Source organism: Streptomyces sp. NPDC056600 (assembly GCF_042792855.1).
In the GTDB taxonomy this organism is placed as follows: domain Bacteria; phylum Actinomycetota; class Actinomycetes; order Streptomycetales; family Streptomycetaceae; genus Streptomyces.
This window is the reverse complement of record NZ_JBHTVQ010000032.1, coordinates 1-24,477: the sequence shown is the minus strand read 5'-3', so window position 1 is coordinate 24,477 and position 24,477 is coordinate 1. Positions and strand designations below refer to the sequence as shown.

Genomic DNA, 24,477 nt, shown 5'->3' with positions numbered 1-24,477 from the left:
CGGGCCGATGTGTTCGATATTCGGGCAGGCGTCCGACAGCAGGCGCGCGGCGGTCGTCCGGGCAGGCGGGCGGCGACTGTCGGTGCCGGGGTGCAGGATGGATCCATGGCCGGCACCCCCCACCCCGCTCTGGCAGGCTTCTCCCCCGCGACCCGCGGCTGGTTCACGGGCGCCTTCACCGCGCCCACCTCCGCCCAGGCCGGCGCCTGGCAGGCCATCGACGAGGGGTCGGACGTACTGGTGGTGGCGCCCACCGGTTCCGGCAAGACACTGGCCGCCTTCCTCGCCGCCCTGGACCAGCTGACGTCCACCCCGCCGCCCGCCGAGCCGAAGAAGCGCTGCCGGGTGCTGTACGTCTCCCCGCTGAAGGCCCTCGCGGTGGACGTGGAGCGCAACCTGCGCAGTCCGCTGACCGGCATCCGGCAGGAGGCGGTGCGCCTCGGTCTGCCCGAGCCCGAGGTCCGGGTCGGCATCCGCTCCGGCGACACCCCGCCCGCCGAGCGCCGCTCGCTGGCCAACCGGCCGCCGGACATCCTGATCACCACCCCCGAGTCCCTCTTCCTGATGCTGACCTCCGCCACCCGGGAGGCGCTGACCGGCGTCGAGACGGTGATCCTCGACGAGGTGCACGCGGTGGCCGGCACCAAGCGCGGCGCCCACCTGGCGCTCTCCCTGGAGCGGCTGGACGAGCTGCTGCCGCGCCCGGCCCGGCGGATCGGCCTGTCGGCCACCGTCCGCCCGGTCGACGAGGTCGCCCGCTACCTCTCCCCGCAGCGCCGGGTGGAGATCGTCCAGCCGCCGTCCGGCAAGGAGTTCGACCTCTCGGTGGTCGTCCCCGTGGAGGACATGGGCGAGCTCGGCGGCTCCCCGGCCTCGGACGCCGGCAAGGACGGCGAGCGGCCGTCGATCTGGCCCTCCGTGGAGGAGCGCATCGCCGACCTGGTCCAGTCGCACCGCTCGACCATCGTCTTCGCCAACTCCCGCCGTCTGGCGGAGCGGCTGTGCAACCGGCTCAACGAGATCGCCTACGAGCGCGCCACCGGCGAGCCGCTCCCGGAGCAGCACGCCCCCGCCGAACTGATGGGCGGTTCGGGCGCCGCGCGGGGCGCCCCCACGGTGATCGCGCGGGCGCACCACGGTTCGGTCTCCAAGGAGCAGCGCGCCCAGGTGGAGGAGGACCTGAAAGCCGGGCGGCTGCCCGCGGTGGTCGCCACCTCCAGCCTGGAACTGGGCATCGACATGGGCGCCGTCGACCTGGTCGTCCAGGTCGAGTCGCCCCCGTCCGTCGCCTCCGGCCTGCAGCGCGTGGGCCGCGCGGGCCACCAGGTGGGCGCGGTCTCCACCGGCGTGGTGTTCCCCAAGTACCGCGGCGATCTGGTGCAGGCCGCCGTGGTGACGGAGCGGATGCGCACCGGGGCCATCGAGTCGCTGCGCGTCCCGGCCAATCCGCTGGACGTCCTGGCCCAGCAGATCGTCGCGATGACCTCGGTGGACAGCTGGCAGGTGGACGATCTGCTGGCGGTGGCCCGCCGGGCCGCGCCGTTCGCCTCGCTGCCCGAGTCCGCGTTCACCGGCGTCCTCGACATGCTGGCCGGCCGCTACCCCTCGGACGCCTTCGCCGAGCTGCGGCCCCGCCTGGTCTGGGACCGGGTGACCGGCACGGTCACCGGCCGCCCCGGCGCCCAGCGGCTCGCCGTCACCTCGGGCGGCACCATCCCGGACCGCGGCCTGTTCGGCGTGTTCCTCGCCGGCTCCGACCCGAAGAAGGGCGGCGGCCGGGTCGGCGAGCTCGACGAGGAGATGGTCTACGAGTCCCGGGTGGGCGACGTGTTCACGCTGGGCACCAGCTCCTGGCGGATCGAGGACATCACCCGGGACCGGGTGCTGGTCTCGCCCGCGCCCGGCGTGCCCGGCCGGCTGCCGTTCTGGAAGGGCGACCAGCTCGGCCGCCCGCTGGAGCTGGGGCGCGCCGTCGGCGCGTTCCTGCGCGAGGTCGGCGCGCTGTCCGAGGAGGACGCCCGGCTGCGGCTGCTGGCGGCGGGCCTGGACGCGTGGGCGGCCGACAACATCATCGCCTACCTCACCGAACAGCGTCAGGCATGCGGCCACGTGCCCGACGACCGCACCATCGTGGTCGAGCGCTTCCGCGACGAGCTCGGCGACTGGCGGGTCGTCGTCCACTCCCCGTTCGGCGCGCAGGTCCACGCCCCCTGGGCACTGGCACTGTCCGCGCGGCTGTCGGAGCGGTACGGGATGGACGCCCAGGTGATGCACGCCGACGACGGCATCGTGCTGCGCCTGCCGGACGCCGACCTGATGGGCCTGGACCTCCTGGACCAGGAGCCTTCGCGGGCGGGCACGGAGTACGACGGCGAGAAGGCCCCGGTGGGCGCGGCCGACGTCGCCTTCGACCAGGGCGACGTCTCCCAGCTGGTCACCGATCAGGTGGGCGGTTCCGCCCTGTTCGCCTCCCGCTTCCGCGAGTGCGCGGCCCGCGCCCTGCTGCTGCCCCGCCGCAATCCCGGCAAGCGGACACCGCTGTGGCAGCAGCGCCAGCGGGCCTCCCAGCTGCTCGCGGTGGCGAGCGAGTTCGGCTCCTTCCCGATCGTCCTGGAGGCGATCCGGGAGTGCTTGCAGGACGTGTTCGACGTGCCCGGCCTGACCGAGCTGATGGGCGACATCGAGTCCCGCAAGGTCCGCCTGGTGGAGGTGACCACCCCCGAGCCCTCCCCCTTCGCCCGCTCCCTGCTCTTCGGCTACGTCGCCCAGTTCCTCTACGAGGGCGACTCGCCGCTCGCCGAGCGGCGGGCCGCCGCGCTCTCCCTGGACTCCCGGCTGCTGGCCGAGCTCCTCGGCCAGGCCGAGCTGCGCGAACTGCTCGACGCCGAGGTGCTCGCCGAGCTGGAGCGGGAGCTGCAGTGGCTCACCGAGGACCGGCGGGTGAAGGACGGCGAGGGCGTCGCCGACCTGCTGCGGCTGCTCGGCCCGCTCACCGCCGCCGAGCTGGCCGAGCGGGGCGCCGAGCCGGGCTGGGCCGAGGAGCTCGCCGCGGCCCGCCGCGCCATCCGGGTACGGATCGCCGGCGTCGACCACTGGGCCGCCGTGGAGGACGCCGGCCGGCTGCGCGACGCCCTGGGCACCGCCCTGCCGGTCGGCGTCCCCGAGGCGTTCACCGAGCCGGTCAAGGACCCGCTGGGCGACCTGCTGGCCCGCTACGCCCGCACCCACGGCCCGTTCACCTCGGCCTCGGCCGCCGCCCGGTTCGGGCTGGGCGTCGCGGTCACCGAGGGCGCCCTGCGCCGCCTGGCGGCGAGCGGCCGGGTCGTCGAGGGCGAGTTCCATCCGGCGGGCATCGGCCAGGAGTGGTGCGACGCCACGGTGCTGCGCCGGCTGCGCCGCCGCTCGCTCGCCGCGCTTCGTGAGGAGCTCGAGCCGGCTCCGCCCGCCGCCCTCGCCCAGTTCCTCCCCCAGTGGCAGCACATCGGCAGGGGCCACACGCTGCGCGGGATCGACGGCCTGGTCCGGGCGGTCGAGCAGCTCCAGGGCGCCTCCGTCCCCGCCTCCGCGCTGGAGAAGCTGGTCCTGCCCTCCCGCGTCACGGGGTACACCCCGGCGCTGCTCGACGAGCTGACCTCGGCCGGCGAGCTGGTCTGGGCGGGCGCCGGCTCACTGCCCGGGAAGGACGGCTGGGTCTCCCTCTACCTCGCCGACACCGCGCCCCTGCTCCTCCCGCCGGCCCATCCGCTGGAGCTGACCGCCCTTCACGAGTCGGTGCTGACGGCGCTGTCCGGCGGCTACGGCCTGTTCTTCCGGCAGATCGGCGACCAGGTCCGCGCCACCACCCACCCCGACGTCACGGACCCTCAGCTGGCGGACGCCCTGTGGGACCTCGCCTGGTCGGGCCGGCTCACCAACGACACCCTCGCCCCCATGCGGGCGCTGCTGGGCTCGGGGCGGACGGCCGGGTCGACCGCCCACCGCGCCAGGCGGTCGGTGCCCCGCGGGCGGTACGGCTCGCTCGCCGCGTCGGCCCACCGTCCGGCCTCCCGCACCGGTCCGCCCACGGTGGCCGGCCGCTGGTCGCTGCTGCCCGAGCGGGAGGGCGACGCCACCGTCCGCTCCACCGCCCTCGCCCGCACGTTGCTGGACCGACACGGCGTGGTGACGCGGGGGGCGGTCGGCGCGGAGGGCGTCGAGGGCGGCTTCTCGGCCGTCTACCGGGTGCTGGCGGCCCTGGAGGAGGTCGGGCAGGCCCGCCGCGGCTACGTGGTGGAAGGGCTCGGCGCCGCCCAGTTCGCCATGGAGGGCGCCGTCGACCGGCTGCGCGCCACGGCCAACGCCCGCGAGCGCGGCGAGGCGTCCCCGCCCGCCGACCCGTGGGGCGGCACGACGCCCGGCGGCGCGGACGGCGGTGACGGGGGCAACGACGGGTTCCCGCAGCCGTGGGGTCCCGCGCCGATCGCCGACCCGTCCGGCGGCCCCGGCAGGTTCGCGGGCCGTCCGGGCGGCCGGCGTGACGCGGGCGGCTCCCGCGCCGTGGTGCTGGCCGCCGCCGACCCCGCCAACGCCTACGGCGGCGCCCTCGGCTGGCCCGAGCCGCCGGGCGGCGCGGGGCACAAGCCGGGTCGCAAAGCCGGCTCCCTGGTGGTCCTGGTCGACGGCGAGCTGGTCCTCTACATGGAGCGGGGCGGGAAGAGCCTGCTCGCCTGGCCCGCCGAGCCGGACCTCCCCGCCGACCGCGACACCCGGCTGCGCGAGGCCGCCGAGGCGCTCGCCGAGGCCGCCCGCGCGGGCTCCCTGGGAACCGTCACGGTGGAGCGCGTCAACGGCGAGCCCGCGCTGAGCGCACCGCCCGGCACGGTCCTGGAGGGCGCCGGCTTCGTCGCCACGCCCCGGGGCCTGCGGATACGGGCCTGAGCGGCACGGGTCCGCGCCCCGGCCGGCCCGCGCCGATCCGACCCGCGCCCGAGCCGACCCGCGCCCCGCACCTCCCGGGCCGCGCCCTGCGGTGCGTGCCCTGCGGTGCGCGCCTTAGGGTGTCGGGCCCGACTGGCAGTGGGGGCACCAGTAGGTGGGGCGGTCGTCCTGGTCGGCGAGCCGGACAGGTGTGCCGCAGCGCAGGCAGGGGCGCGGTGCACGTCCGTAGACGTAGAGGTTCTGCCCCGTCTGCCGCCCCTCCGGCAGGCCTGGGCGCGACGGCGGCGTCGTGCGCCTCTGGTGACGGTTCCGGTTGGCGACCAGCAGCCGCCGCGCCGTCTCCGGCAGCGCCGCCGCCCGGTCGGCCGGCAGCATCGCGTACGGCAGCCAGGGCGTCACCCCGAGCAGGAAGCACAGCTCGCACTTGTACACGTTGCCGATGCCCGCGAGGTTGCGCTGGTCCAGCAGCGCCTCGCCCAGCGGACGGTCCGGCTCCCGGGCCAGATTGGCCAGGGCGACGTCGGGGTCCCAGTCGGGACCCAGCAGGTCGGGCCCCAGATGCCCCACGGCCTTCTCCTCCTCGGCGGTGCGCAGCAGTTCCAGCACCGGCAGCCGGTAGCCGACGGCGGTGTTCTCGGCCGTGCCCAGCACCGCCCGGATCTGGTGGTGCGGGCCCGGGAGCCGCAGCCGGGGGCCGGCGCCGGGGAGGACCTTCCAGGAACCGTCCATCCGCAGGTGCGAGTGGAGCGTGAGGTCACCCTCCAGCCGGGTCATCAGATGCTTGCCGCGGGCGACGACCTCCAGGACGGTCCGCCCGGTCAGGTCCGACGTGGCGAAGCGGGGCACCCGTAGGTCGCTGCGGAGCAGCACCCGGCCCGCGAGGGCGTCGTGCAGGTGCTTCGCGGTGAGCCATACGGTGTCGCCTTCGGGCATGCCTCAAGGGTGCCCCACGAAGGAGCGGTCAAGGGGGGTCGCCCGACGGCGAGCCCGGGTGGGCACTCACCGCCCGTGGGTCCGGCCACGTTCGCCGCCCCGGCGGGCGGACCGGGGACGACCGTCCCGGTGGGGGGCTCGGACTCCCCGCGTCACCGGCCCTCGTCCCCCGCGCCCCGCCCGCGCCAGGCCCGCAGCCACCGTCCCGTGGCGACGACCACACCGGTGGCCCGCTCCTTGGCGACGCAGTGCACCGGCAGCAGGCTCACGGTCCACCCGCCCAGCACCACGCCCGCCTCCACCGCTCCGGAGGCCCGCGGGACGAGGGCCAGCCGTAGGGCGGCCCACCACCACACCAGCCCCAGCGTCACCCTCACCGCCACGCCCATGCGGTACCTCCCGCTCCGCCCGGACGGCGGCTCACGCCCCGACACGGCGATCCCGCTGCCCCGCGGCCGCCCGGACCGGAGGCCTACCCGTTCTCCGCCTGGAACATCCAGTGGTGCTTCTCGAGGTCCGCGGTGATGCCGATCAGCAGGTCCTGCGTGATCGGGTCGGGCTGCTCCGTCTCCTGGACCCGTGAACGCATGCGCCCGATGACGGCGCCCAGCGCGTCCACCAGGGCGCGCACCGCGTCGCCGTCCTTGATCCAGCCGTCCGCGACCGTGGAGATGCCCGAGCCGGAGGCCACCGTGGCCGCACGGCCGTCCGGGGAGACCCCGAGCGCCGAGGCCCGCTCGGCCACCGAGTCGGAGTGGGCTCGGGCGCTGGTCACCACGTCGTCGAGCTGCAGGTGCAGCGAACGGAAGCGGGGACCCACGACGTTCCAGTGGACCTGCTTGGCGACCAGCGACAGGTCCACCAGGTCGACCAGCGCGCCCTGCAGCGCGCTCCCGACCACCTTGAGGTCCTCGTCCGGCAAAGGGCTCTTCACGACATACATGCGCAGCTCCTCGTCAGCCGACGTGTCACTCCACGATGACCGCAGCCCGCCGACACGGCAAACGGGGCGTACACGCACCCTGTGCGTGTACGCCCCGTCCGGTGACTCGGGCCAGGCTCAGACTCGGGCCGGGCTCATATTCGGGCCAGGCTCAGGCCGCGACCACGTCGACGGCCTCCGCGGGGGCCTTGATGGTGACCCGCTCCGGGGAGACGCCCGTCACCGAGACGGAACCCAGCATCGGGCGCACCGGGGCCGGTACGGCGGAGGAGTCGGTTGCGGCCGCGGACCGGGCCAGTTCGGCGAGAGCGAGCTCGTCGCTCACCTCACGCATCAGTTCGGACATGCGCACGTCCAGCGCGTCGCAGATCGCACTGAGCAGTTCGGAGGACGCTTCCTTCTGCCCGCGCTCCACCTCGGAGAGGTAACCGAGCGAGACCCGGGCGGAAGAAGAGACCTCGCGCAGAGTACGGCCCTGGCGCTGCCGCTGCCGACGCAGCACGTCACCCAGCAGGCGACGGAGCAGAATCATCGGTGGCTCCCTCCTCGGACCGCGTAGCCGCATCCTTCTCGCCCCACCGTACCGCCTCGCGCCGCGGCCGTGCGGGGAGCGATGTCGTGTTCACTCAGGGCTGCAAACATCAGATCCCCCCGTTCCGTTCCGTATCCTGTGTCCGCTCATTTCCTTGCCGTTGGCCCGCCTGCTCGGCCCTCTTGGCTTCGAGGAGCTCTTCCACAAGCAGCGCGAGAACGCTTCGTACACTCTCCATACGAATTTCCGCCCGTGTGCCGTTCAACCGCAGAGCGCGCACTTTCCCGCCCGCGGACGCGTCCCCGCCGACGGCCGCACCGCCCACGACAGCGACGTAGACGGTGCCGACGGGCTGCCCGTCCTGGGGCTCGGGTCCGGCCACCCCGGTGGTGGCGATGCCCCAGTCGGCGCGCAGCACCTTCCGCACGCCCCGCGCCATCTGCTCCGCGACCCGCGCGTCGACCGCCCCGTGTTCGGCGAGCAACTGCTCGTCGACCCCGAGGATGCGGTGCTTGATCTCGGTGGCGTACGCCGTCACCGAGCCCAGGACCGCCTTCGAGGCCCCCGGAACCTCCGTCAGCTCGGCCGCTACCAGCCCTCCGGTGAGGGACTCGGCGACAGCGACGGTCTCCCCGTGGTAGGTGAGCATCAGGACGGCTTCGGCGGCCGCGGAGGTCATGCCTTGCTCCCCCTCAACGCGGCCCGGCGCTCGGCCATTCCCTGCCGGCGCAGCACGATCGCCTGACGGACGTAGTCCAGACCGGTGACGACGGTCAGCGCGACCGCCACCGCCATCACCCACCAGCGCAGGGTGGCCAGCCACCCGGTCAGCGCCAGGATGTACATGCCCACCGCGATGCCCTGGGCGAGCGTCTTGAGCTTGCCGCCCCGGCTGGCGGGGATCACGCCGTACCGGATGACCAGGAACCGGATCACCGTGACGCCGAGCTCCCGGCCCAGGATGACCGCCGTCACCCACCAGGGCAGCTCGTCCAGCCAGGACAGGCAGACCAGCGCCGCGCCCATGATCGCCTTGTCGGCGATCGGGTCGGCGATCTTGCCGAAGTCCGTGACCAGGTTGTAGGTACGGGCCAGATGGCCGTCGAACAGGTCGGTGAACATGGCCACCGCGAAGGCCGCCCACGCGAAGGAGCGCCACGCCGGGTCGTACCCGCCGTGGGCCAGCATCAGCATCACGAACCCGGGCACCAGCACCAGCCGGAACATGGTGAGCAGGTTGGCCACGTTCCACAGGCTCGCCTGGTTCACGGCGGCCGCCGCGATCTTGCCGCCCTTGGCCGTCGGCCGGGCGCCCAGGGGCTCGACGGGCTCGTCCATCAGGACCTCCGTCTCGGGCAGGGCCTCCGTCTCGGGCGAGGCGCCCGCCGCTGACGCCGGTACGCCGCTCATCCGGTCGCCTCCGCGCGCTCCGCCCGGCCGCCGGGGAAGGCTCCGGCGCCCAGCAGCGCGCCGCCCACCGGCTCGGCAACCAGATCGGCGCCCTCGGTGGCGATCACCTTCGCCTCGACGAACTGTCCGACCCGCAGGCCGCCGGCCTCGGTGAGCCGGACCTGGCCGTCGGTCTCCGGCGCCTGATGCGCCGCACGCCCGTACACACCGTCCTCCTCGTCGACGGACTCCACCAGCACCCGGACCGTCTCGCCCACGCGCTCCTCGGCGCGCTGCGAGACGAGTTCCTCGGCCAGCCGGGAGACCCGGGCGAGTCGCTCGGCGACGACGTCCTCGTCGAGCTTGCCCTCGTACCCGGCGGCCTCGGTGCCCTCCTCGTCCGAGTACCCGAAAACGCCGATCGCGTCGAGCCGGGCGTGGGTGAGGAAACGCTCCAGCTCGGCGAGGTCCGCCTCGCTCTCGCCGGGGAAGCCCACGATGAAGTTGGACCGCACACCGGCCTCGGGGGCCTTGGCTCGGATGGTGTCCAGCAGCTCCAGGAACCGGTCGGTGTCGCCGAAGCGGCGCATGGCGCGCAGCACGGCGGGCGCCGAGTGCTGGAAGGAGAGGTCGAAGTACGGCACGACGCCCGGCGTGGAGGTCAGCACGTCGATCAGGCCGGGGCGCATCTCGGCGGGCTGCAGGTAGCTGACGCGCACCCGCTCGATGCCCTCGACCTCGGCGAGCTCCGGCAGCAGGGTCTCCAGCAGGCGGATGTCGCCCAGGTCCTTGCCGTAGGAGGTGTTGTTCTCGGAGACCAGCATGACCTCCTTGACGCCCTGCTCGGCCAGCCAGCGCGTCTCGTTCAGGACGTCGCCGGGGCGGCGGGAGATGAAGGAGCCGCGGAAGGACGGGATGGCGCAGAAGGAGCAGCGCCGGTCGCAGCCGGAGGCCAGCTTCACGGACGCCACCGGCGCGCCGTCCAGCCGGCGGCGCAGCGGGGCGCGGGGGCCGGAGGCCGGGGCCACGCCCTCGGGGAGGTCGGCCGGGGCCGGCTCGGCGTCGGCGGCCGCACCGTGCCCGGGCAGGGCGACGTCGGTGGCCGCCTGGCGCTCGGCGGGGCTGATCGGCAGCAGCTTGCGCCGGTCGCGCGGCGTGTGGGCGGCGTGGACGCCGCCGGAGAGGATGGTCTGCAGCCGGTCGGAGATGTCGGCGTAGTCGTCGAAGCCGAGGACGCCGTCGGCCTCGGGGAGCGCCTCGGCGAGCTCCTTGCCGTACCGCTCGGCCATGCAGCCCACAGCGACGACCGCCTGGGTCCGGCCGTGGCCCTTGAGATCGTTGGCCTCGAGGAGGGCGTCGACGGAGTCCTTCTTGGCGGCTTCCACGAAACCGCAGGTGTTGACGACGGCGACGTCCGCGTCCTCGGCGTTCTCCACGAGGGCCCAGCCGTCCGCCTCCAAGCGGCCTGCGAGCTCCTCCGAGTCCACCTCGTTACGGGCGCAGCCAAGGGTGACGAGTGCGACGGTACGGCGTTCAGGCATGGGCTCAAGACTACTTCGTTCCGTCGGCGTCCCACGCCGACGGGGTTGGCCCGGCCGGACCAACCCCGTCTGCGCACTCCCCTCGGTCCTCCGCGCGGCGGCTATCCGGCGGCGGGGTCTCCCTTGGTGTAGGACAGGCGTTCCACCTGGCCGTTCCGGAAGTCGTCCTCGATCTTCTCGCCGTTGACGTGGAGCTCGAGCGCTCCGGCGTTGCCGAGGACCAGGTCGACGCGGGTGTCGTCCTGGAAGGTGCGCGAGGCGCCCTGCTCCAGGACGCCGTCCCACAGGACGCGCCCGTTGTGGTCCTTCGCGGAGATCCAGCTGCGGCCGTCGGGGGCGCTCACCTTCACCACGACCTTGTCGCGCGGCGCGGCGGCGATGGCGCTCTCGGTGGGCTCGGGCGCGGCGGGCTCACGGGTGGGCTTCTTCGTCACCGAGACGCTGGGCTCAGGGCCCTCGGCGACCTGGGCGCGGTCGGCGCCGTCGCCGTCCCCGCCGAAGGCGGTGAAGCCGACGAAGCCGATCACGGCCACGATGGCGGCGACCATGGCCGCCGTCCAGTTCGGGCCGCGCCGCTCGGGGCGGATGCGTTCCGCCTCGAAGACCGGCGCAGCCGGTGTGGGCGCGGGGCGGCCGCCGTGCTTCCTGCCGTAGGCGGCGATCAGCGGTTCCGGGTCCAGCCCGACCGCGCGGGCCAGGGTGCGGAGGTGACCGCGGGCGTACACGTCGCCGCCGCAGGGGCCGAAGTCGTCCTCCTCGATGGCCCGCACGATGCCGACGCGCACCCGGGTGGCGTTGCTGACGTCTTCGACCGACAGTCCGGCCGCCGTGCGCGCCCGCTGGAGGGCGTCGCCGATCGACGGCGGGTCGTGGCGGTCCTTGTCGGTGTCGTCCTCGAACGGACGCTCTTCTTCTGGGGGGTTGCCGAGGGACACGGGGGCGCCTTTCGAGGGTGTGGCCACCTGTGCTGGAGGTTCAGTCTAGGGGGGGTGCCGAAGAGTGGGGCAAGCGGGCGACGACGGTTTGTAGGCCGCCGGTGGGCTCCCGCCTGTGACCGGTTTGACGTGCGTGAGCGGGGAACGGTTGCCCCGCTTCCCGTTACAGGAGGGTCACGGCCGACCGGAGTACCGGGCGGGCCCGGCGGGGCGTCCGCCTAGATGATCCCCCATTCCCGCTCCCCTTCCACGTCCGGCTCTCGCCAAACCACCCGAAGGTCGCTCGCCCGCCGCACGGTGCGGCCGGCCCGGCGCGATCCGCGGCGGGCCCCGCGCGATCCGCCGCGCGCCGGGCCGCTACTCGCCGGTGCTCTCGCCGCGGATCCGGGCGAGGGCCTCGTCGAGCTCGTCCGCCTTGACCAGGACGTCACGGGCCTTGGATCCCTCGCTGGGGCCCACGATCTGACGGGACTCCATCAGGTCCATCAGGCGGCCCGCCTTGGCGAAACCGACCCGCAGCTTGCGCTGCAGCATGGAGGTGGAGCCGAACTGCGTGGTGACGACCAGTTCGGCGGCCTGGCAGAGCAGGTCGAGGTCGTCGCCGATCTCCTCGTCGATCTCCTTCTTCTGCTTGGTGCCCACCACCACGTCGTCCCGGAAGACCGGCGTCATCTGCTCCTTGCAGTGCTCGACGACGGAGCGGATCTCGTCCTCGGCGACGAAGGCGCCCTGCATGCGGATCGGCTTGTTCGCGCCCATCGGCAGGAACAGACCGTCGCCCTTGCCGATGAGTTTCTCGGCGCCGGGCTGGTCGAGGATGACGCGGCTGTCGGCCAGCGAGGAGGTCGCGAAGGCGAGCCGGGAGGGCACGTTCGCCTTGATCAGGCCGGTGACGACGTCCACCGAGGGCCGCTGGGTGGCGAGCACCAGGTGGATGCCGGCGGCGCGGGCCAGCTGGGTGATGCGGACGATGGCGTCCTCGACGTCGCGCGGGGCGACCATCATCAGGTCGGCGAGCTCGTCCACGATCACCAGCAGGTACGGGTACGGCTGGAGTTCGCGCTCGCTGCCCGGCGGGGTCTTCAGCTTGCCGCTGCGGACGGCCTCGTTGAAGTCGTCGATGTGCCGGTAGCCGAACGCCGCGAGGTCGTCGTAGCGCAGGTCCATCTCGCGCACCACCCACTGCAGGGCCTCGGCGGCCCGCTTGGGGTTGGTGATGATCGGTGTGATCAGGTGCGGGATGCCCTCGTAGGCAGTGAGCTCGACCCGCTTGGGGTCGACCAGCACCATCCGCACGTCCTCCGGCGTGGCCCGCATCATGATCGAGGTGATCAGGCAGTTGATGCAGGAGGACTTGCCGGAGCCGGTCGCGCCGGCCACCAGGATGTGCGGCATGTGCGCCAGGTTCGCCATCACGTATCCGCCCTCGACGTCCTTGCCGAGGGCCACCAGCATCGGGTGGTCGTCCTCGGCGGCGTCCGCGAGCCGCAGCACGTCACCGACGTTGACCATCTCGCGGTCGGTGTTGGGGATCTCGATGCCGACCGCGGACTTGCCGGGGATCGGGCTGATGATCCGCACGTCGGGGCTGGCGACCGAGTACGCGATGTTCTTGGTGAGCGCCGTGATCCGCTCGACCTTGACGGCGGGCCCCAGTTCGACCTCGTACCGGGTGACCGTCGGGCCCCGGGTGAAGCCCGTGACGGCCGCGTCGACCTTGAACTCCTTGAAGACGTTGCCCAGCGCGGCGGCGACGGCGTCGTTGGCGGCGGTGCGGGACTTGCCGGGACCACCGCGGTGCAACAGGTCGAGCGAGGGCAGCGCGTAGGTGATGTCGCCCGCCAGCTGCAGCTGTTCGGCGCGCGGCGGCAGGTCGTGCTCGCGGACCGGCGGCGCCTTCGTCAGGTCCGGGACGGTTTCCGTGGTGGCCGGAAGCCGCTCCGGCGCGGGCACCGGCAGGTTCTTCGGCGCGGGCCGCGCGGTCGGCACGGACGGCTCGGAGCGCTCGGTGTCCTCCCCGCGCCCGCCCCGCTCCGTGACGCCCTGGGTGAGCCCGGCGACCAGCGGCGACGGCGGCAGCCCGTTCATGATCGCCCCGTCCAGCGCGGCGGCTGCCTCGGCGGCGACGTCGACGGCGTCCATCGGCCGGTTCGGGTCGGGGCGGCGGGCGCCGCGGCGGGAACGGCCCCGGCCACGGGCCGGCGTGTCCAGACCGGCCGCCTCGGCCGTGTCCTCGTCCGCCGGGGGCAGCTGACGCCGGCTCCGGGAGCGGGGCAGCGCCTCGCGCCACTGCTCCTCGTACCGCTCGTCGTCCTCCCCCACCACGTCGTCCTCGGCGAAACCGGGCGCCGCCGCGGGCGCCTGCACCACGCCCAGCCTGACGCCCAGGGCACGCAACCGCTGCGGAATGGCGTTGACCGGGGTCGCGGTGACCACCAGCAGACCGAACACGGTGAGCAGCAGCAGGAGCGCCACGGCGAGCGCGGCGCCGGTCGCGTAGACCAGCGGGGTGGCGGCGGCCCAGCCGATGAGCCCGCCGGCGTCCCTTATCGCCTGCATGCCCCCGCTGCGCGCGGGCGACCCGCACGCCATGTGGACCTCGCCGAGCACACCGATCGCCAGCGCGGACAGACCGATCACGATCCGCCCGTTGGCCTCCGGCTGCTCCGGGTGACGCACGAACCGCGCGGCGACCACGGCGAGCAGGATGGGCACCAGCAGGTCCAGGCGGCCGAACGCGCCGGTGACCAGGATCTCCACCAGCTCCCCGACCGGCCCCTGCAGGTCGGCCCAGGTGCCCGCCGCCACCATCAGGGACAGCGCGATCAGCAGGAGGGCGACGCCGTCCTTGCGGTGGGCCGGGTCGAGGTTCTTCGCCCCCGTCCCTATGCCCCGCAGCACGGCGCCGACGGCGTGGGCGACACCCAGCCACAGGGCGCGGACGAGCCGGTAGACACCGTTGGTAGGACTCGGGGCGGGCTTCGGCGCCGCCTTGGCGGCCGCCTTCTTCGCGGGCGCCTTCCTCGCGGCGACCTTTCCGGCCACCGGCTTGCCCTTCGCGGACCGGGCGGGCCTCGGCGCCCTCGCGGCCGAGGACGCCTTCGCGGGAGCGGGCGGCTTCTTGGCGGCGGAAGGTCGTGAGGCCATGAGGGTGAGGTTACCGGGGGAGACGCCTGGGGACACGCCTGCGCGGGCCTTCACCCGTTCGTGTCGTCCTTGAGGTCGACACGGCGTCTGCCGGCGGCGTGCGGGACATCGGTGACACCTTCTCAGCGACCGCTGCGGCGCGGTTGCTCAGCTCTGCTGCGGGAGCCTCGGCGCGGCCGCCCCGGTACCCGGCTCCAGCGCGTCCAGCGCACGGCGCAGGCCGTTCAGCTTGCGCTCCAGGTGCGCCGCCGTGGCGACCGCCGCGGCGTCGGCCGCCTCGTCGGTCAACTGCTTGGACAGCGCCTCGGCCTGCTCCTCGACCGCGGCCAGCCGCGCCGACAGCTCGGCCAGCAGACCGGAACCCGCCGCGCCCTCCTTGACGGCCTCGCCCTCGGGGCGCTCGCCGCCGCCCTCCAACTGCAGCCGCAGCAGCGCCGCCTGCTCCTTGAGCTGGCAGTTCTTCATGTACAGGTCGACGAAGACGGAGACCTTCGCCCGCAACACCCACGGGTCGAACGGCTTGGAGATGTAGTCCACCGCACCCGCCGCGTACCCGCGGAAGGTGTGATGCGGCCCGTGGTTGATGGCCGTGAGGAAGATGATCGGGATGTCCCGGGTCCGCTCGCGCCGCTTGATGTGCGCCGCGGTCTCGAAACCGTCCATCCCCGGCATCTGGACGTCGAGCAGGATGACCGCGAAGTCGTCCGTCAGCAGCGCCTTGAGCGCTTCCTCCCCGGACGATGCCCGGACCAGCGTCTGATCGAGCGCGGAGAGGATGGCCTCCAGCGCCAGCAGATTCTCCGGCCGGTCATCGACCAGGAGGATCTTGGCCTTCTGCACCATGGCCCGTCCTCCTCGCCCCGGCTTGGGGCCGCCCCTGTTCGCAGGACTCGCGGCGACGTCCTGGGACGCCGCCCGCGGGGACGACTCCCTTGCGCCGTCCGTCCTTGTGCCGGTCATCGTAGCCGCACCCCGGGTGCCACCACACCCTGTCACCGCGATGTCACTGTGCATGCAGCGGAAACGCGACGCGAGACCAAATGGTTCCCGGTAGTACGGTTCGCCCACCGGGCAGCACGCGGCCACGGCCACCCTCTGTAGCCCGCTTACCCCCGATGGCCGGTTTCTCACCTCCCGGAGCGGATCACTTCCGCCCCATCCAACTCTCCATCACCTCGAGCAGGTGATCGGGGTCCACGGGCTTGGTGACGTAGTCGGACGCACCCGACTCGATCGCCTTGTCCCGGTCGCCCTTCATCGCCTTCGCGGTCAGCGCGATGATCGGCAGCCCGGCGAACTGCGGCATCCGCCGGATCGCCGTCGTCGTCGCGTAACCGTCCATCTCCGGCATCATGATGTCCATCAGGACGATCGTGACGTCCTCGTGCTGCTCCAGCACCTCGATGCCCTCACGGCCGTTCTCCGCGTACAGCACCGCCACCCCGTGCTGCTCCAGCACGCTGGTGAGGGCGAACACGTTGCGGATGTCGTCGTCGACGATCAGCACCTTCTCGCCGTGGAACCGCACACCCGGCCGGGCGCCCGCCGACGGCGCCGCGGACCGCTCCGCCCCGCCCTCGTCGAACGCCGCCCTCGGCTCCTCCGCCGGCCGCGCCGGCGGCTGCTCCTCCCGGCGCCGGCGCCGGAAGAGGGCCGCCGGACCGCTCTGCGTCTCCCGGTAGGAGTTCACCTCGGCCGGCGTCTCCCCCGCGGGCAGCTCCGCCCGCGCCGGGGAACCCTCCAGCGCCTCGCCCTCCCCGGGCCCCTGCTGCGGGACCTCGTTCGGGTGCAGCGGCAGGTACAGCGTGAACGTGGAACCGCGGCCCGGCTCGGACTGGGCGTGGATCTCGCCGCCCAGCAGCCGCGCGATCTCCCGCGAGATCGACAGACCCAGTCCCGTGCCGCCGTACTTGCGGCTGGTGGTGCCGTCGGCCTGCTTGAACGCCTCGAAGATCACCCGCATCTTGCTCGCCGCGATACCGATGCCCGTGTCCGTCACCGAGAACGCGATCATCTCCGCGTTCGGCTCGCTCAGCGAACCCGACTCCAGCAACTGCTCCCGGATCGCCGACGGGACGTCCGCCCCGGCATGCCGGATCACCAGCTCCACCGCGCCGCTGTCGGTGAACTTCACCGCGTTCGACAACAGGTTGCGCAGCACCTGCAGCAGCCGCTGCTCATCGGTGTGCAGCGTCGCCGGCAGCTCCGGCGACACCCGCACCGAGAAGTCCAGGCCCTTCTCCGCGGTCAGCGGCCGGAACGTCGCCTCCACGTAGTCCACCAGCTGCACCAGCGCGATCCGCGTCGGCGAGACGTCCATCTTGCCCGCCTCGACCTTCGACAGGTCCAGGATGTCGTTGATCAGCTGCAGCAGATCCGATCCCGCGCCGTGGATCGTCTCCGCGAACTCCACCTGCTTCGGGGACAGATTGCCGTCCGCGTTGTCCGCCAGCAGCTTCGCCAGGATCAGCAGCGAGTTCAGCGGAGTCCGCAGCTCGTGCGACATGTTGGCGAGGAACTCGCTCTTGTACCGCATGGACACGGCGAGCTGTTCGGCGCGCTCCTCCAGGACCTGCCGCGCGTCCTCGATCTCGGTGTTCTTCACCTCGATGTCGCGGTTCTGCCGCGCCAACAGCTCGGCCTTCTCCTCCAGTTCGGCGTTGGACTCCTGAAGCGCCAGCTGCCGCTGCTCCAACTCCGCCGAACGGTCCCGCAGCTGCTCGGTCAGCTTCTGCGACTGCTTCAGCAGCACCTCGGTCTTGCTGTTCACCGAGATGGTGTTGACGCTGGTCGCGATCATCTCCGCGATCTGGTTGAGGAAGTCCTTCTGGATCTGCGTGAACGGCGTGAACGACGCCAGCTCGATCACACCGAGCACCGTGCCCTCGAAGAGCAGCGGCAGCACGATCACCTGCGCCGGCGGCGCCTCCCCGAGACCGGAGGCGATCTTCAGGTAGCCGCTGGGCGCGTTCTCCACCAGGATCGCCCGCCGCTCCTGCGCGGCCGTGCCCACCAGACCCTCACCGGGCCGGAACGACGTCGGCATCGACCCCATCGAGTAGCCGTAGCTGCCGAACATCCGCAGCTCGAACGCGTCCCCGTCGAGGGCGCCGACCTCCTGGGTGTCCCCCGGCGGGATCGCCAGGAAGAACGCCCCGTGCTGCGCGGACACCACCGGCGTCAGCTCGCTCATCACCAGCGACGCCACGTCGTCCAGGTCCCGGCGGCCCTGCATCAGCGCCGAGATCCGGGCCAGGTTGCCCTTCAGCCAGTCCTGCTCCTTGTTCGCGATGGTGGTGTCGCGCAGGTTGGCGATCATCTTGTTGATGTTGTCCTGCAGCTCCTGGATCTCGCCGGAGGAGTCGACGTCGATCTTCAGGTTGAGGTCGCCGCGGGTCACCGCGGTGGCGACCCGGGCGATCGCCCGCACCTGCCGGGTCAGGTTCCCGGCCATCTCGTTCACCGACTCCGTCAGGTCCCGCCAGGTGCCGTCCACGTCCCGCACCCGCGCCTGACCGCCCAGCCGGCCCTCGGTGCCCACCTCACGGGCGACCCGGGTGACCTCCTCCGCGAACGAGGACAGCTGGTCGACCATCGTGTTGATGGTCGTCTTCAGCTCGAGGATCTCGCCCCGCGCGTCGATGTCGATCTTCTTGGTCAGGTCGCCCTTGGCGATCGCCGTCGTGACCATGGCGATGTTGCGCACCTGACCCGTCAGGTTGGACGCCATCTGGTTCACCGACTCGGTGAGGTCCTTCCAGGTGCCCGCCACCCCCGGCACGTGCGCCTGACCGCCCAGGATGCCGTCCGTGCCCACCTCGCGGGCCACCTTGGTGACCTGCTCGGCGAACGACGACAGCGTCTTCACCATGATGTTGATGGTGTCGCCGAGCTGCGCCACCTCGCCGCGGGCCTCGATGGTCACCTGCCGCGTCAGGTCGCCGTTGGCGACCGCCGACGCGACCTGCGAGATGTTCCGCACCTGGGTGGTGAGGTTCTTCGCCATCAGGTTGACGTTGTCGCTCAGGTCCTTCCAGATGCCGGTGACGCCCGGCACGTGCGCCTGACCGCCCAGGATGCCCTCGGTGCCCACCTCACGGGCCACCCGCGTCACCTGCTCCGCGAACGACGACAGCTGGTCCACCATCGTGTTGACGGTGGTCACCAGCTCGAGGATCTCGCCCTTGGCGTCGACGGTGATCTTCTTCGACAGGTCGCCCTTGGCGACCGCCGTGGTGACCTCGGCGATGTTCCGCACCTGGATGGTGAGGTTGTTCGCCATGAAGTTCACCGACTGGGTCAGGTCCTTCCAGGTGCCGGAGACCCCCTGCACCTCGGCCTGACCGCCCAGGATGCCCTCGGTGCCCACCTCACGGGCCACTCGGGTCACCTGCTCCGCGAAGTTCGAGAGCTGGTCCACCATCGTGTTGAGGGTGTTCTTCAGCTCGAGGATCTCGCCGCGCGCGTCCACGTCGATCTTCTGCGACAGGTCGCCGCGCGCCACCGCCGTCGCGACCTGCGCGATGTTGCGCACCTGAGCCGTCAGGTTCCCGGCCATGCCGTTCACCGAGTCCGTCAGGTCACGCCACACGCCGGCCACGCCCGGCACCTGCGCCTGACCGCCCAGGCGCCCCTCGGTACCCACCTCACGGGCCACCCGGGTCACCTGGTCGGCGAAGGCGGACAGCTGGTCGACCATCGTGTTGATGGTGTTCTTCAGCTCGAGGATCTCGCCGCGCGCGTCCACATCGATCTTCTGCGACAGGTCGCCGCTCGCCACCGCCGTCGTCACCTGCGCGATGTTGCGCACCTGCGAGGTGAGGTTGCCGGCCATGCTGTTGACGGAGTCGGTGAGCTCCTTCCAGGTGCCCGACACCCCGTCCACCCGGGCCTGACCGCCCAGGCGGCCCTCCGTGCCCACGTCCCGCGCCATCCGCGTCACCTGGTCGGCGAAGCTGGAGAGCTGGTCCACCATCCGGTTCACGGTGTTCTTCAGCTGGAGCATCTCGCCCGAGACGTCCACCGTGACCTTCTGCGACAGGTCGCCGTTGGCCACCGCCGTCGTCACCTGCGCGATGTTCCGCACCTGACCGGTGAGATTGCGGAACGCCGTGTTGACGGAGTCGGTGAGGTCCTTCCAGGTGCCGGCCGCGCCGGGCACCTGCGCCTGACCGCCCAGCTCACCCTCGACGCCCACCTCACGGGCCACCCGCGTCACCTCGGCGCCAAACGCGGAGAGCTGGTCCACCATCCCGTTGACGGTGTTCTTCAGCTCCAGCATCTCGCCGGCCACGTCCACCGTGACCTTCTGCGACAGGTCGCCGTTCGCCACCGCCGTCGTCACCGCGGCGATGTCCCGCACCTGCGTCGTCAGGTTCCGGAAGACCGTGTTCACCGAATCGGTGAGGTCCTTCCAGGTCCCCGCCGCGCCCGGGACGTTCGCCTGGCCGCCCAGCCGGCCCTCGGCGCCGACCTCGTTGGCGACCCGGGTGACCTCGTCCGCGAAGATCCGCAGCGTCTCGGTCATCTGGTTGATCGTGTCGGCCAGCTGCGCCACCTCACCGCGGGCGCTCACCGTCACCTTCCGCGACAGGTCGCCGTTCGCGACCGCGGTGGTCACCTCGGCGATCCCGCGCACCTGCGCGGTGAGGTTGCCCGCCATCAGGTTGACCGAGTCGGTCAGGTCCTTCCACACACCGGCCACGCCCGGCACCTGCGCCTGTCCGCCCAGCTCACCCTCGGTGCCCACCTCACGGGCCACCCGGGTCACCTCGGCCGCGAACGCGGAGAGCTGGTCCACCATCGTGTTGACGGTGTTCTTCAGCTCGAGCATCTCGCCCTCGACGTGCACGGTGACCTTGCGGGAAAGGTCACCGTTGGCCACGGCGGTGGTGACGAGCGCGATGTCCCGCACCTGAAGGGTGAGCCGGTGCGCCATCGTGTTGACGGACTCGGTCAGGTCCTTCCACGAACCCGACATACCGCGCACCTGGGCCTGACCACCCAGCTTGCCCTCGGTGCCCACCTCGCTGGCCACCCGGGTCACCTCGTCGGTGAACCGCGACAGCTGGTCGACCAGGTTGTTCACCGTCCGCGAGACCTTCAGGAACTCGCCGCGCAGCGGATGCCCGCTGCCGTCGGAGCCCCGGGTCCGCAGCTCCATCCGGGGCGACAGGTCCCCCTCCGCCACCGCGGAGAGCACCCGGCCCACCTCGGACACCGGCCGCACCAGATCGTCGACCAGCGCGTTCGACGCGTCGATCGCGGAGGCCCAGGAGCCCTCGCAGGCCCCCGTCTCCAGCCGCTCGGTGAGCTTTCCCTCACGTCCGACCATCCGCCGCACCCGGGCCAGCTCGCCCGTCAGGTGCAGGTTCCGGTCCGCGACCTGGTTGAACACGGCGGCGATCTCCGACATGACGTCGTCGCCGGACACCGTCAGCCGCTTGCGGAAGTTCCCGTCCCGCATCGCCACCAGGCCGGACAGCAACCTGTTGAGCGCGGCCGTGTCCACCTGGGTGGTGCCTCCGCCCTTCGCACGCGTCCTACTGCCCCGCGTCGCCGCGCCAGCCTCCACTGTGTCCCTCCCGCAGGGATCGACCAACCACTGCCGTGCACGTGCCCGCAACCTCGGCCACGCTCACGTCGCCCTCCCGTCACAACCACGCGCCGGGGGTGTATGCATCAAGCCTGCCCAGTGTTTCACTTCGGCCGAACCAGGCCATAACAGTTCGGCAAGCCCGCACACCGTCCGCACACACTGCGGACGGAATCGGCGTCAACCGGCATCCGCGCGGACCTCTCAGGTAAGTAACCTTGCAGGAGGCTGCCTGGGCCGAACGGTCCCGTCCGGCCCTGGGCGGTGGTAAGACGAAGTGTGGGCATCGGAGGGGCGGCCTCGGAGAACATGACGACCGGACTGATCTCGGGGGACCCGACTCCGGAGCACACCGGGCCGACGGATGCGTTCCCCGCTCAGCAGCGGCACGCGCAGGACGCACCGCCGGACACCCACGCCCACGAGCGCACGAGGAGTTCTGTGATCACCGCGCGGGCGGCCGCCAGCTTCGAGCCAGTGGGGCGCTCCGTCGCCACGGCCCGCTCCTTCGTCCGCGACACCCTCCAGGGCTGGGGCTTCGCCGACATCATCGACGACGCCGTCGTCCTCACCAGCGAGCTGGTCACCAACGCCGTGGTCCACGCCGGCACCGCCGCCGACGTCGTCTGCCTGCGCACCGACGACGGCGTCCGCATCGAGGTCGCCGACCACTACCCCGAGCGGGAGGTCCCGCTCCAGTCCGCCGCGCACCCTGTGAGCAGCCCGGACCAGGAGGGCGGCCGCGGCCTGCAGCTCTGCGCCGCCCTCGCCGCCCGCTGGGGCGTCGAGTACACGACCACCCGCAAGCAGGTCTGGTTCCACCTCGACCTCCCCGACCGCGCCGTAGGCACCCGCTCCGCGGGCCCCGCGCTCCCCGTCGACATGCTCCCCGCCGCCGACGGCCGGGTCAGGGTGGCCGTCGTCCAGATCGACCACGACGGCGCCGTCAGCGCCTGGAACGAGGACGCCGAGGAGCTCTTCGGCTACCCGGCCTCCTCCGTCACCGGCAAGCCCCTCACCGATCTCGCCGCCTGGCCGCACACCCCCGGCACCAGCACCGGCATCGTCGAGGCCCTCCAGCTGTCCCGCTGGGAAGGCAGCTACGGCATCCGCGACGCGGCGGGCCGCGTCGTGCCCGTGTACGCCTCGCACCTGCGCGTCCGCGACCCCGAGGGAGCCCCCTCCACCGTCTGTCTCCTCGTCCGCAACGAGGAGCGCGCCGTCCTGCAGAGCCCCTCCCGCGGCGCCGCGGGCGACACCGCCCACCACGACGGCCGGGACGCCGACCCCTTCGAGGTCTTCATCGGCTCCCCCGCCCCCGACGACCTGGACGGCCTCCTGCAGCGCACCGTCGAGCGGGCCCGCGACATGCTCGACGCCGACGCCGCCTTCCTGCTGCTGGCCACCGACGACGAGACCGAGCTGGAGGTCCGCGCGTCGACCGGCCTGCCGTCGGCCCGCCAGCGCTTCGCCCGCGTCCCCGTCGAGGCCGGCCCCGGCCGCTACGGCTCGGCCCGCATGCCCGCCGTCCACGACGACCTCGCCGCCACCCCGGGCTCCATCCCGCTGCTCGACGGCACCGGCATGCGCTCGGTGGTGACGGTCCCGCTCAAGGTCGAGGGCCGCCTCACCGGCTCCCTCGGCGTCGCCGCGGAGGCCTCCGGCCGCTACTCCAACGAGGAGGCGCTGCGCCTTCAGTTCGCCGCCGACCGGATCGCCCTGGCCGTCGAGTCGGCCCGCCTGGGCGAGCTCGAGCGGCTCCGCCGCGGCTCCCTCAGCTTCCTCGTCGAGGCGTCCGACCTCCTGGCGGGCACCCTGGACCGCGACCAGACGCTCGCCCTGATGGCCCAGATGACGGTGCCGACGCTGGCCACCTGGTGCGCCGTCTACACGATCAACGACCCGTCCTCCGACCCCTATCTGTCGTACGTCCTGCATGAGGACGAGGACCGGATCGACGGGCTGAAGGCCCTGCTCTCCAAGATCTCTCCCCCCGACCCGGTGCCGACCCCCGGCGCCCGCGTCTGGACCGCCCCCTTCAAGGCCGCCCACGACGCCGCCCTGCGCACCTCCATGCGCAGCCTCGGCCTGGGCGAGCCCACCACGGTCTCCTCCGGCATCGGCCCCACCCTCGCCACCGCCTCCGCGGTGGGCGGCGAGACGGTCGTCCTGCCGCTGGTCGCCCGCAACCGGGTCATCGGCATGCTCACCCTGGGCAAGCCCACCGACGAGCACTTCCGTCAGGAGTCCCTGGAACTGGCCGAGGACCTCAGCCGCCGGGCCGCCCTGGCCCTGGACAACGCGCGCCTGTACTCGGAGCGCACGGCGATCAGCCAGTCCTTGCAGCGCAGCCTCCTCCCGCCGGAGCTCCCCCGGATCGACGGCGTCGAGGTGGAGGTCATCTACCAGGCGGCCGGCGAGGGCAACGAGGTCGGCGGCGACTTCTACGACCTCTTCCCCATCCGCGACGGCGCCTACGGTTTCGCCATCGGCGACGTCTGCGGCACCGGACCCAACGCGGCGGCCGTCACCGGCCTCGCCCGGCACGCGCTGCGCCTGCTGGCCCGCGAGGGCCTCAGCGGCCCCGCCGTGCTGCAGCGCCTGAACTCCGCGATCCTCGACGAGGGCGAACGCAGCCGCTTCCTCACGCTGCTCTACGGAGAGCTGTGGCCGCAGGAGGACGGCAGCGCCCTGCTCAAGGTGGTCTGCGCCGGCCACCCGCTCCCTCTCCGCCTGCGCCAGGACGGCACGGTGGAGCCTGCGGCGGAGCCGCAGCCCCTGCTCGGCGTCATGGACGACCTGGAGCTCTACGAGGAGACCCGCGTCCTCGACCCGGGCGACGTCCTGCTCTGCGTCACGGACGGCGTCACCGAACGCCGCGAGGGGATGCGCATGCTGGGCGACGACGGCCTCGCGGACGTCCTGACGACCTGTACCGGACTCACCGCCGGCGCGGTCGCCTCACGGGTCCTGCGGGCCGTGGAACGCTTCGCCTCCGAGCCCCCGTCGGACGACATGGCCATCCTGGCGATGCGGGTGCCGGGGCTGCAGGCCGACTGATGGGGGCCGGGTAGGCCCGGCCCTCCTGGAAACACAAAGAGGCCCCGCCCGAATGGGCGGGGCCTCTTTGTGGCTGAGCCCCCAAACGGAATCGAACCGTTGACCTTCTCCTTACCATGGAGACGCTCTACCGACTGAGCTATAGGGGCCTTGTCGTTTCGAGGTTTCCCTCGCGGCGACACATGAATACTAACCCACGACCTGCGGGGATTCCAACTCCAGGCCGAGCGGCGGGCCGGCGGCGTGGACGTCCGCCCGCAATTGCCCAGAATTGTGCGGCGCTCACCCCGGGGCGCCGGCCGTCTGCTGAAGCGGAGCCGCCCCGGCCTGGGGCGATCTGCCCGGAAATGCAGAAAGCCCCCGCACAATGTGCGGGGGCTTTCCCAATATTTGTTCGGCGGCGTCCTACTCTCCCACAGGGTCCCCCCTGCAGTACCATCGGCGCTGTGAGGCTTAGCTTCCGGGTTCGGAATGTAACCGGGCGT

Annotated in this window: 13 protein-coding genes, 1 tRNA gene and 1 rRNA gene; 2 read left to right on the top strand and 13 right to left on the bottom strand. The window is 72.6% G+C overall.

Annotated elements, in window-relative coordinates; all coding sequences use genetic code 11:
• Positions 1 to 105 precede the first annotated feature (105 nt).
• Complete coding sequence (locus ACFRAV_RS17565) at positions 106 to 4,917, top strand: ATP-dependent helicase (RefSeq protein WP_382556389.1); 4,812 nt, start codon at positions 106 to 108, stop codon at positions 4,915 to 4,917.
• 114 nt (positions 4,918 to 5,031) lie between these two features.
• Here ACFRAV_RS17565 and ACFRAV_RS17560 read toward each other — a convergent pair whose 3' ends face one another.
• The 11 genes from ACFRAV_RS17560 to ACFRAV_RS17510 form a co-directional block, all read right to left on the bottom strand.
• Positions 5,032 to 5,850 (bottom strand): Fpg/Nei family DNA glycosylase, encoded by an 819-nt coding sequence (locus tag ACFRAV_RS17560; RefSeq protein WP_382556387.1) that lies wholly within the window; start codon positions 5,848 to 5,850, stop codon positions 5,032 to 5,034.
• 152 nt (positions 5,851 to 6,002) lie between these two features.
• A complete protein-coding gene (locus tag ACFRAV_RS17555; protein ID WP_382556385.1) occupies positions 6,003 to 6,239 on the bottom strand; it encodes a hypothetical protein in 237 nt (78 codons plus the stop codon).
• 83 nt (positions 6,240 to 6,322) lie between these two features.
• The gene (locus tag ACFRAV_RS17550; protein WP_382556384.1) at positions 6,323 to 6,793 is read right to left on the bottom strand and encodes a Dps family protein; all 471 of its coding nucleotides are present in this window, start codon (positions 6,791 to 6,793) and stop codon (positions 6,323 to 6,325) included.
• Between the two features lie 151 nt (positions 6,794 to 6,944).
• On the bottom strand, positions 6,945 to 7,325 hold the full coding sequence (locus tag ACFRAV_RS17545) for a helix-turn-helix domain-containing protein (RefSeq protein ID WP_382556381.1): 381 nt from the start codon (positions 7,323 to 7,325) through the stop codon (positions 6,945 to 6,947).
• Between the two features lie 109 nt (positions 7,326 to 7,434).
• A complete protein-coding gene (locus tag ACFRAV_RS17540; protein WP_382556378.1) occupies positions 7,435 to 8,004 on the bottom strand; it encodes a CinA family protein in 570 nt (189 codons plus the stop codon).
• The gene (gene pgsA / locus ACFRAV_RS17535; protein ID WP_382556376.1) at positions 8,001 to 8,735 is read right to left on the bottom strand and encodes a CDP-diacylglycerol--glycerol-3-phosphate 3-phosphatidyltransferase; all 735 of its coding nucleotides are present in this window, start codon (positions 8,733 to 8,735) and stop codon (positions 8,001 to 8,003) included. The genes ACFRAV_RS17540 and pgsA overlap by 4 nt, the downstream gene beginning before the upstream one ends.
• Entirely contained in the window at positions 8,732 to 10,255 is a 1,524-nt protein-coding gene (rimO, locus tag ACFRAV_RS17530) for a 30S ribosomal protein S12 methylthiotransferase RimO (protein WP_382556373.1), read from the bottom strand. The genes pgsA and rimO overlap by 4 nt, the downstream gene beginning before the upstream one ends.
• 101 nt (positions 10,256 to 10,356) lie before the next feature.
• On the bottom strand, positions 10,357 to 11,190 hold the full coding sequence (locus tag ACFRAV_RS17525; protein ID WP_382556371.1) for a helix-turn-helix domain-containing protein: 834 nt from the start codon (positions 11,188 to 11,190) through the stop codon (positions 10,357 to 10,359).
• Between the two features lie 357 nt (positions 11,191 to 11,547).
• Complete coding sequence (locus ACFRAV_RS17520; RefSeq protein WP_382556368.1) at positions 11,548 to 14,337, bottom strand: DNA translocase FtsK; 2,790 nt, start codon at positions 14,335 to 14,337, stop codon at positions 11,548 to 11,550.
• Positions 14,338 to 14,484: 147 nt separating this feature from the next.
• Entirely contained in the window at positions 14,485 to 15,180 is a 696-nt protein-coding gene (locus tag ACFRAV_RS17515) for a two-component system response regulator (RefSeq protein WP_382556365.1), read from the bottom strand.
• Between the two features lie 301 nt (positions 15,181 to 15,481).
• Positions 15,482 to 20,911, bottom strand: coding sequence for a HAMP domain-containing protein (locus ACFRAV_RS17510; RefSeq protein ID WP_382556363.1), 5,430 nt, complete (start codon positions 20,909 to 20,911; stop codon positions 15,482 to 15,484).
• A 330-nt stretch (positions 20,912 to 21,241) separates the two neighbouring features.
• Between ACFRAV_RS17510 and ACFRAV_RS17505 the strand changes: the two genes are divergently transcribed.
• Complete coding sequence (locus ACFRAV_RS17505; protein ID WP_382556360.1) at positions 21,242 to 23,992, top strand: SpoIIE family protein phosphatase; 2,751 nt, start codon at positions 21,242 to 21,244, stop codon at positions 23,990 to 23,992.
• Positions 23,993 to 24,068: 76 nt separating this feature from the next.
• On the opposite strand, the gene ACFRAV_RS17500 is transcribed toward ACFRAV_RS17505, so the two are convergent.
• Together ACFRAV_RS17500 and rrf are read right to left on the bottom strand one after the other, a co-directional pair.
• Positions 24,069 to 24,141: transfer RNA gene (locus ACFRAV_RS17500), tRNA-Thr, on the bottom strand.
• Positions 24,142 to 24,384: 243 nt separating this feature from the next.
• Positions 24,385 to 24,477: ribosomal RNA gene (gene rrf, locus ACFRAV_RS17495) — 5S ribosomal RNA — on the bottom strand; the annotation flags it as partial.

Excerpts from the sequence above, each read along its gene's own strand:
- ACFRAV_RS17515 (WP_382556365.1), bottom strand. The coding sequence starts at position 15,180 with ATGGTGCAGAAGGCCAAGATCCTCCTGGTCGATGACCGGCCGGAGAAT.
- ACFRAV_RS17565 (WP_382556389.1), top strand. The coding sequence starts at position 106 with ATGGCCGGCACCCCCCACCCCGCTCTGGCAGGCTTCTCCCCCGCGACC.
- ACFRAV_RS17505 (WP_382556360.1), top strand. The coding sequence starts at position 21,242 with ATGACGACCGGACTGATCTCGGGGGACCCGACTCCGGAGCACACCGGG.
- rimO (WP_382556373.1), bottom strand. The coding sequence starts at position 10,255 with ATGCCTGAACGCCGTACCGTCGCACTCGTCACCCTTGGCTGCGCCCGT.
- ACFRAV_RS17555 (WP_382556385.1), bottom strand. The coding sequence starts at position 6,239 with ATGGGCGTGGCGGTGAGGGTGACGCTGGGGCTGGTGTGGTGGTGGGCC.
- pgsA (WP_382556376.1), bottom strand. The coding sequence starts at position 8,735 with ATGAGCGGCGTACCGGCGTCAGCGGCGGGCGCCTCGCCCGAGACGGAG.
- ACFRAV_RS17550 (WP_382556384.1), bottom strand. The coding sequence starts at position 6,793 with ATGTATGTCGTGAAGAGCCCTTTGCCGGACGAGGACCTCAAGGTGGTC.
- ACFRAV_RS17560 (WP_382556387.1), bottom strand. The coding sequence starts at position 5,850 with ATGCCCGAAGGCGACACCGTATGGCTCACCGCGAAGCACCTGCACGAC.
- ACFRAV_RS17545 (WP_382556381.1), bottom strand. The coding sequence starts at position 7,325 with ATGATTCTGCTCCGTCGCCTGCTGGGTGACGTGCTGCGTCGGCAGCGG.
- ACFRAV_RS17540 (WP_382556378.1), bottom strand. The coding sequence starts at position 8,004 with ATGACCTCCGCGGCCGCCGAAGCCGTCCTGATGCTCACCTACCACGGG.
- ACFRAV_RS17520 (WP_382556368.1), bottom strand. The coding sequence starts at position 14,337 with ATGGCCTCACGACCTTCCGCCGCCAAGAAGCCGCCCGCTCCCGCGAAG.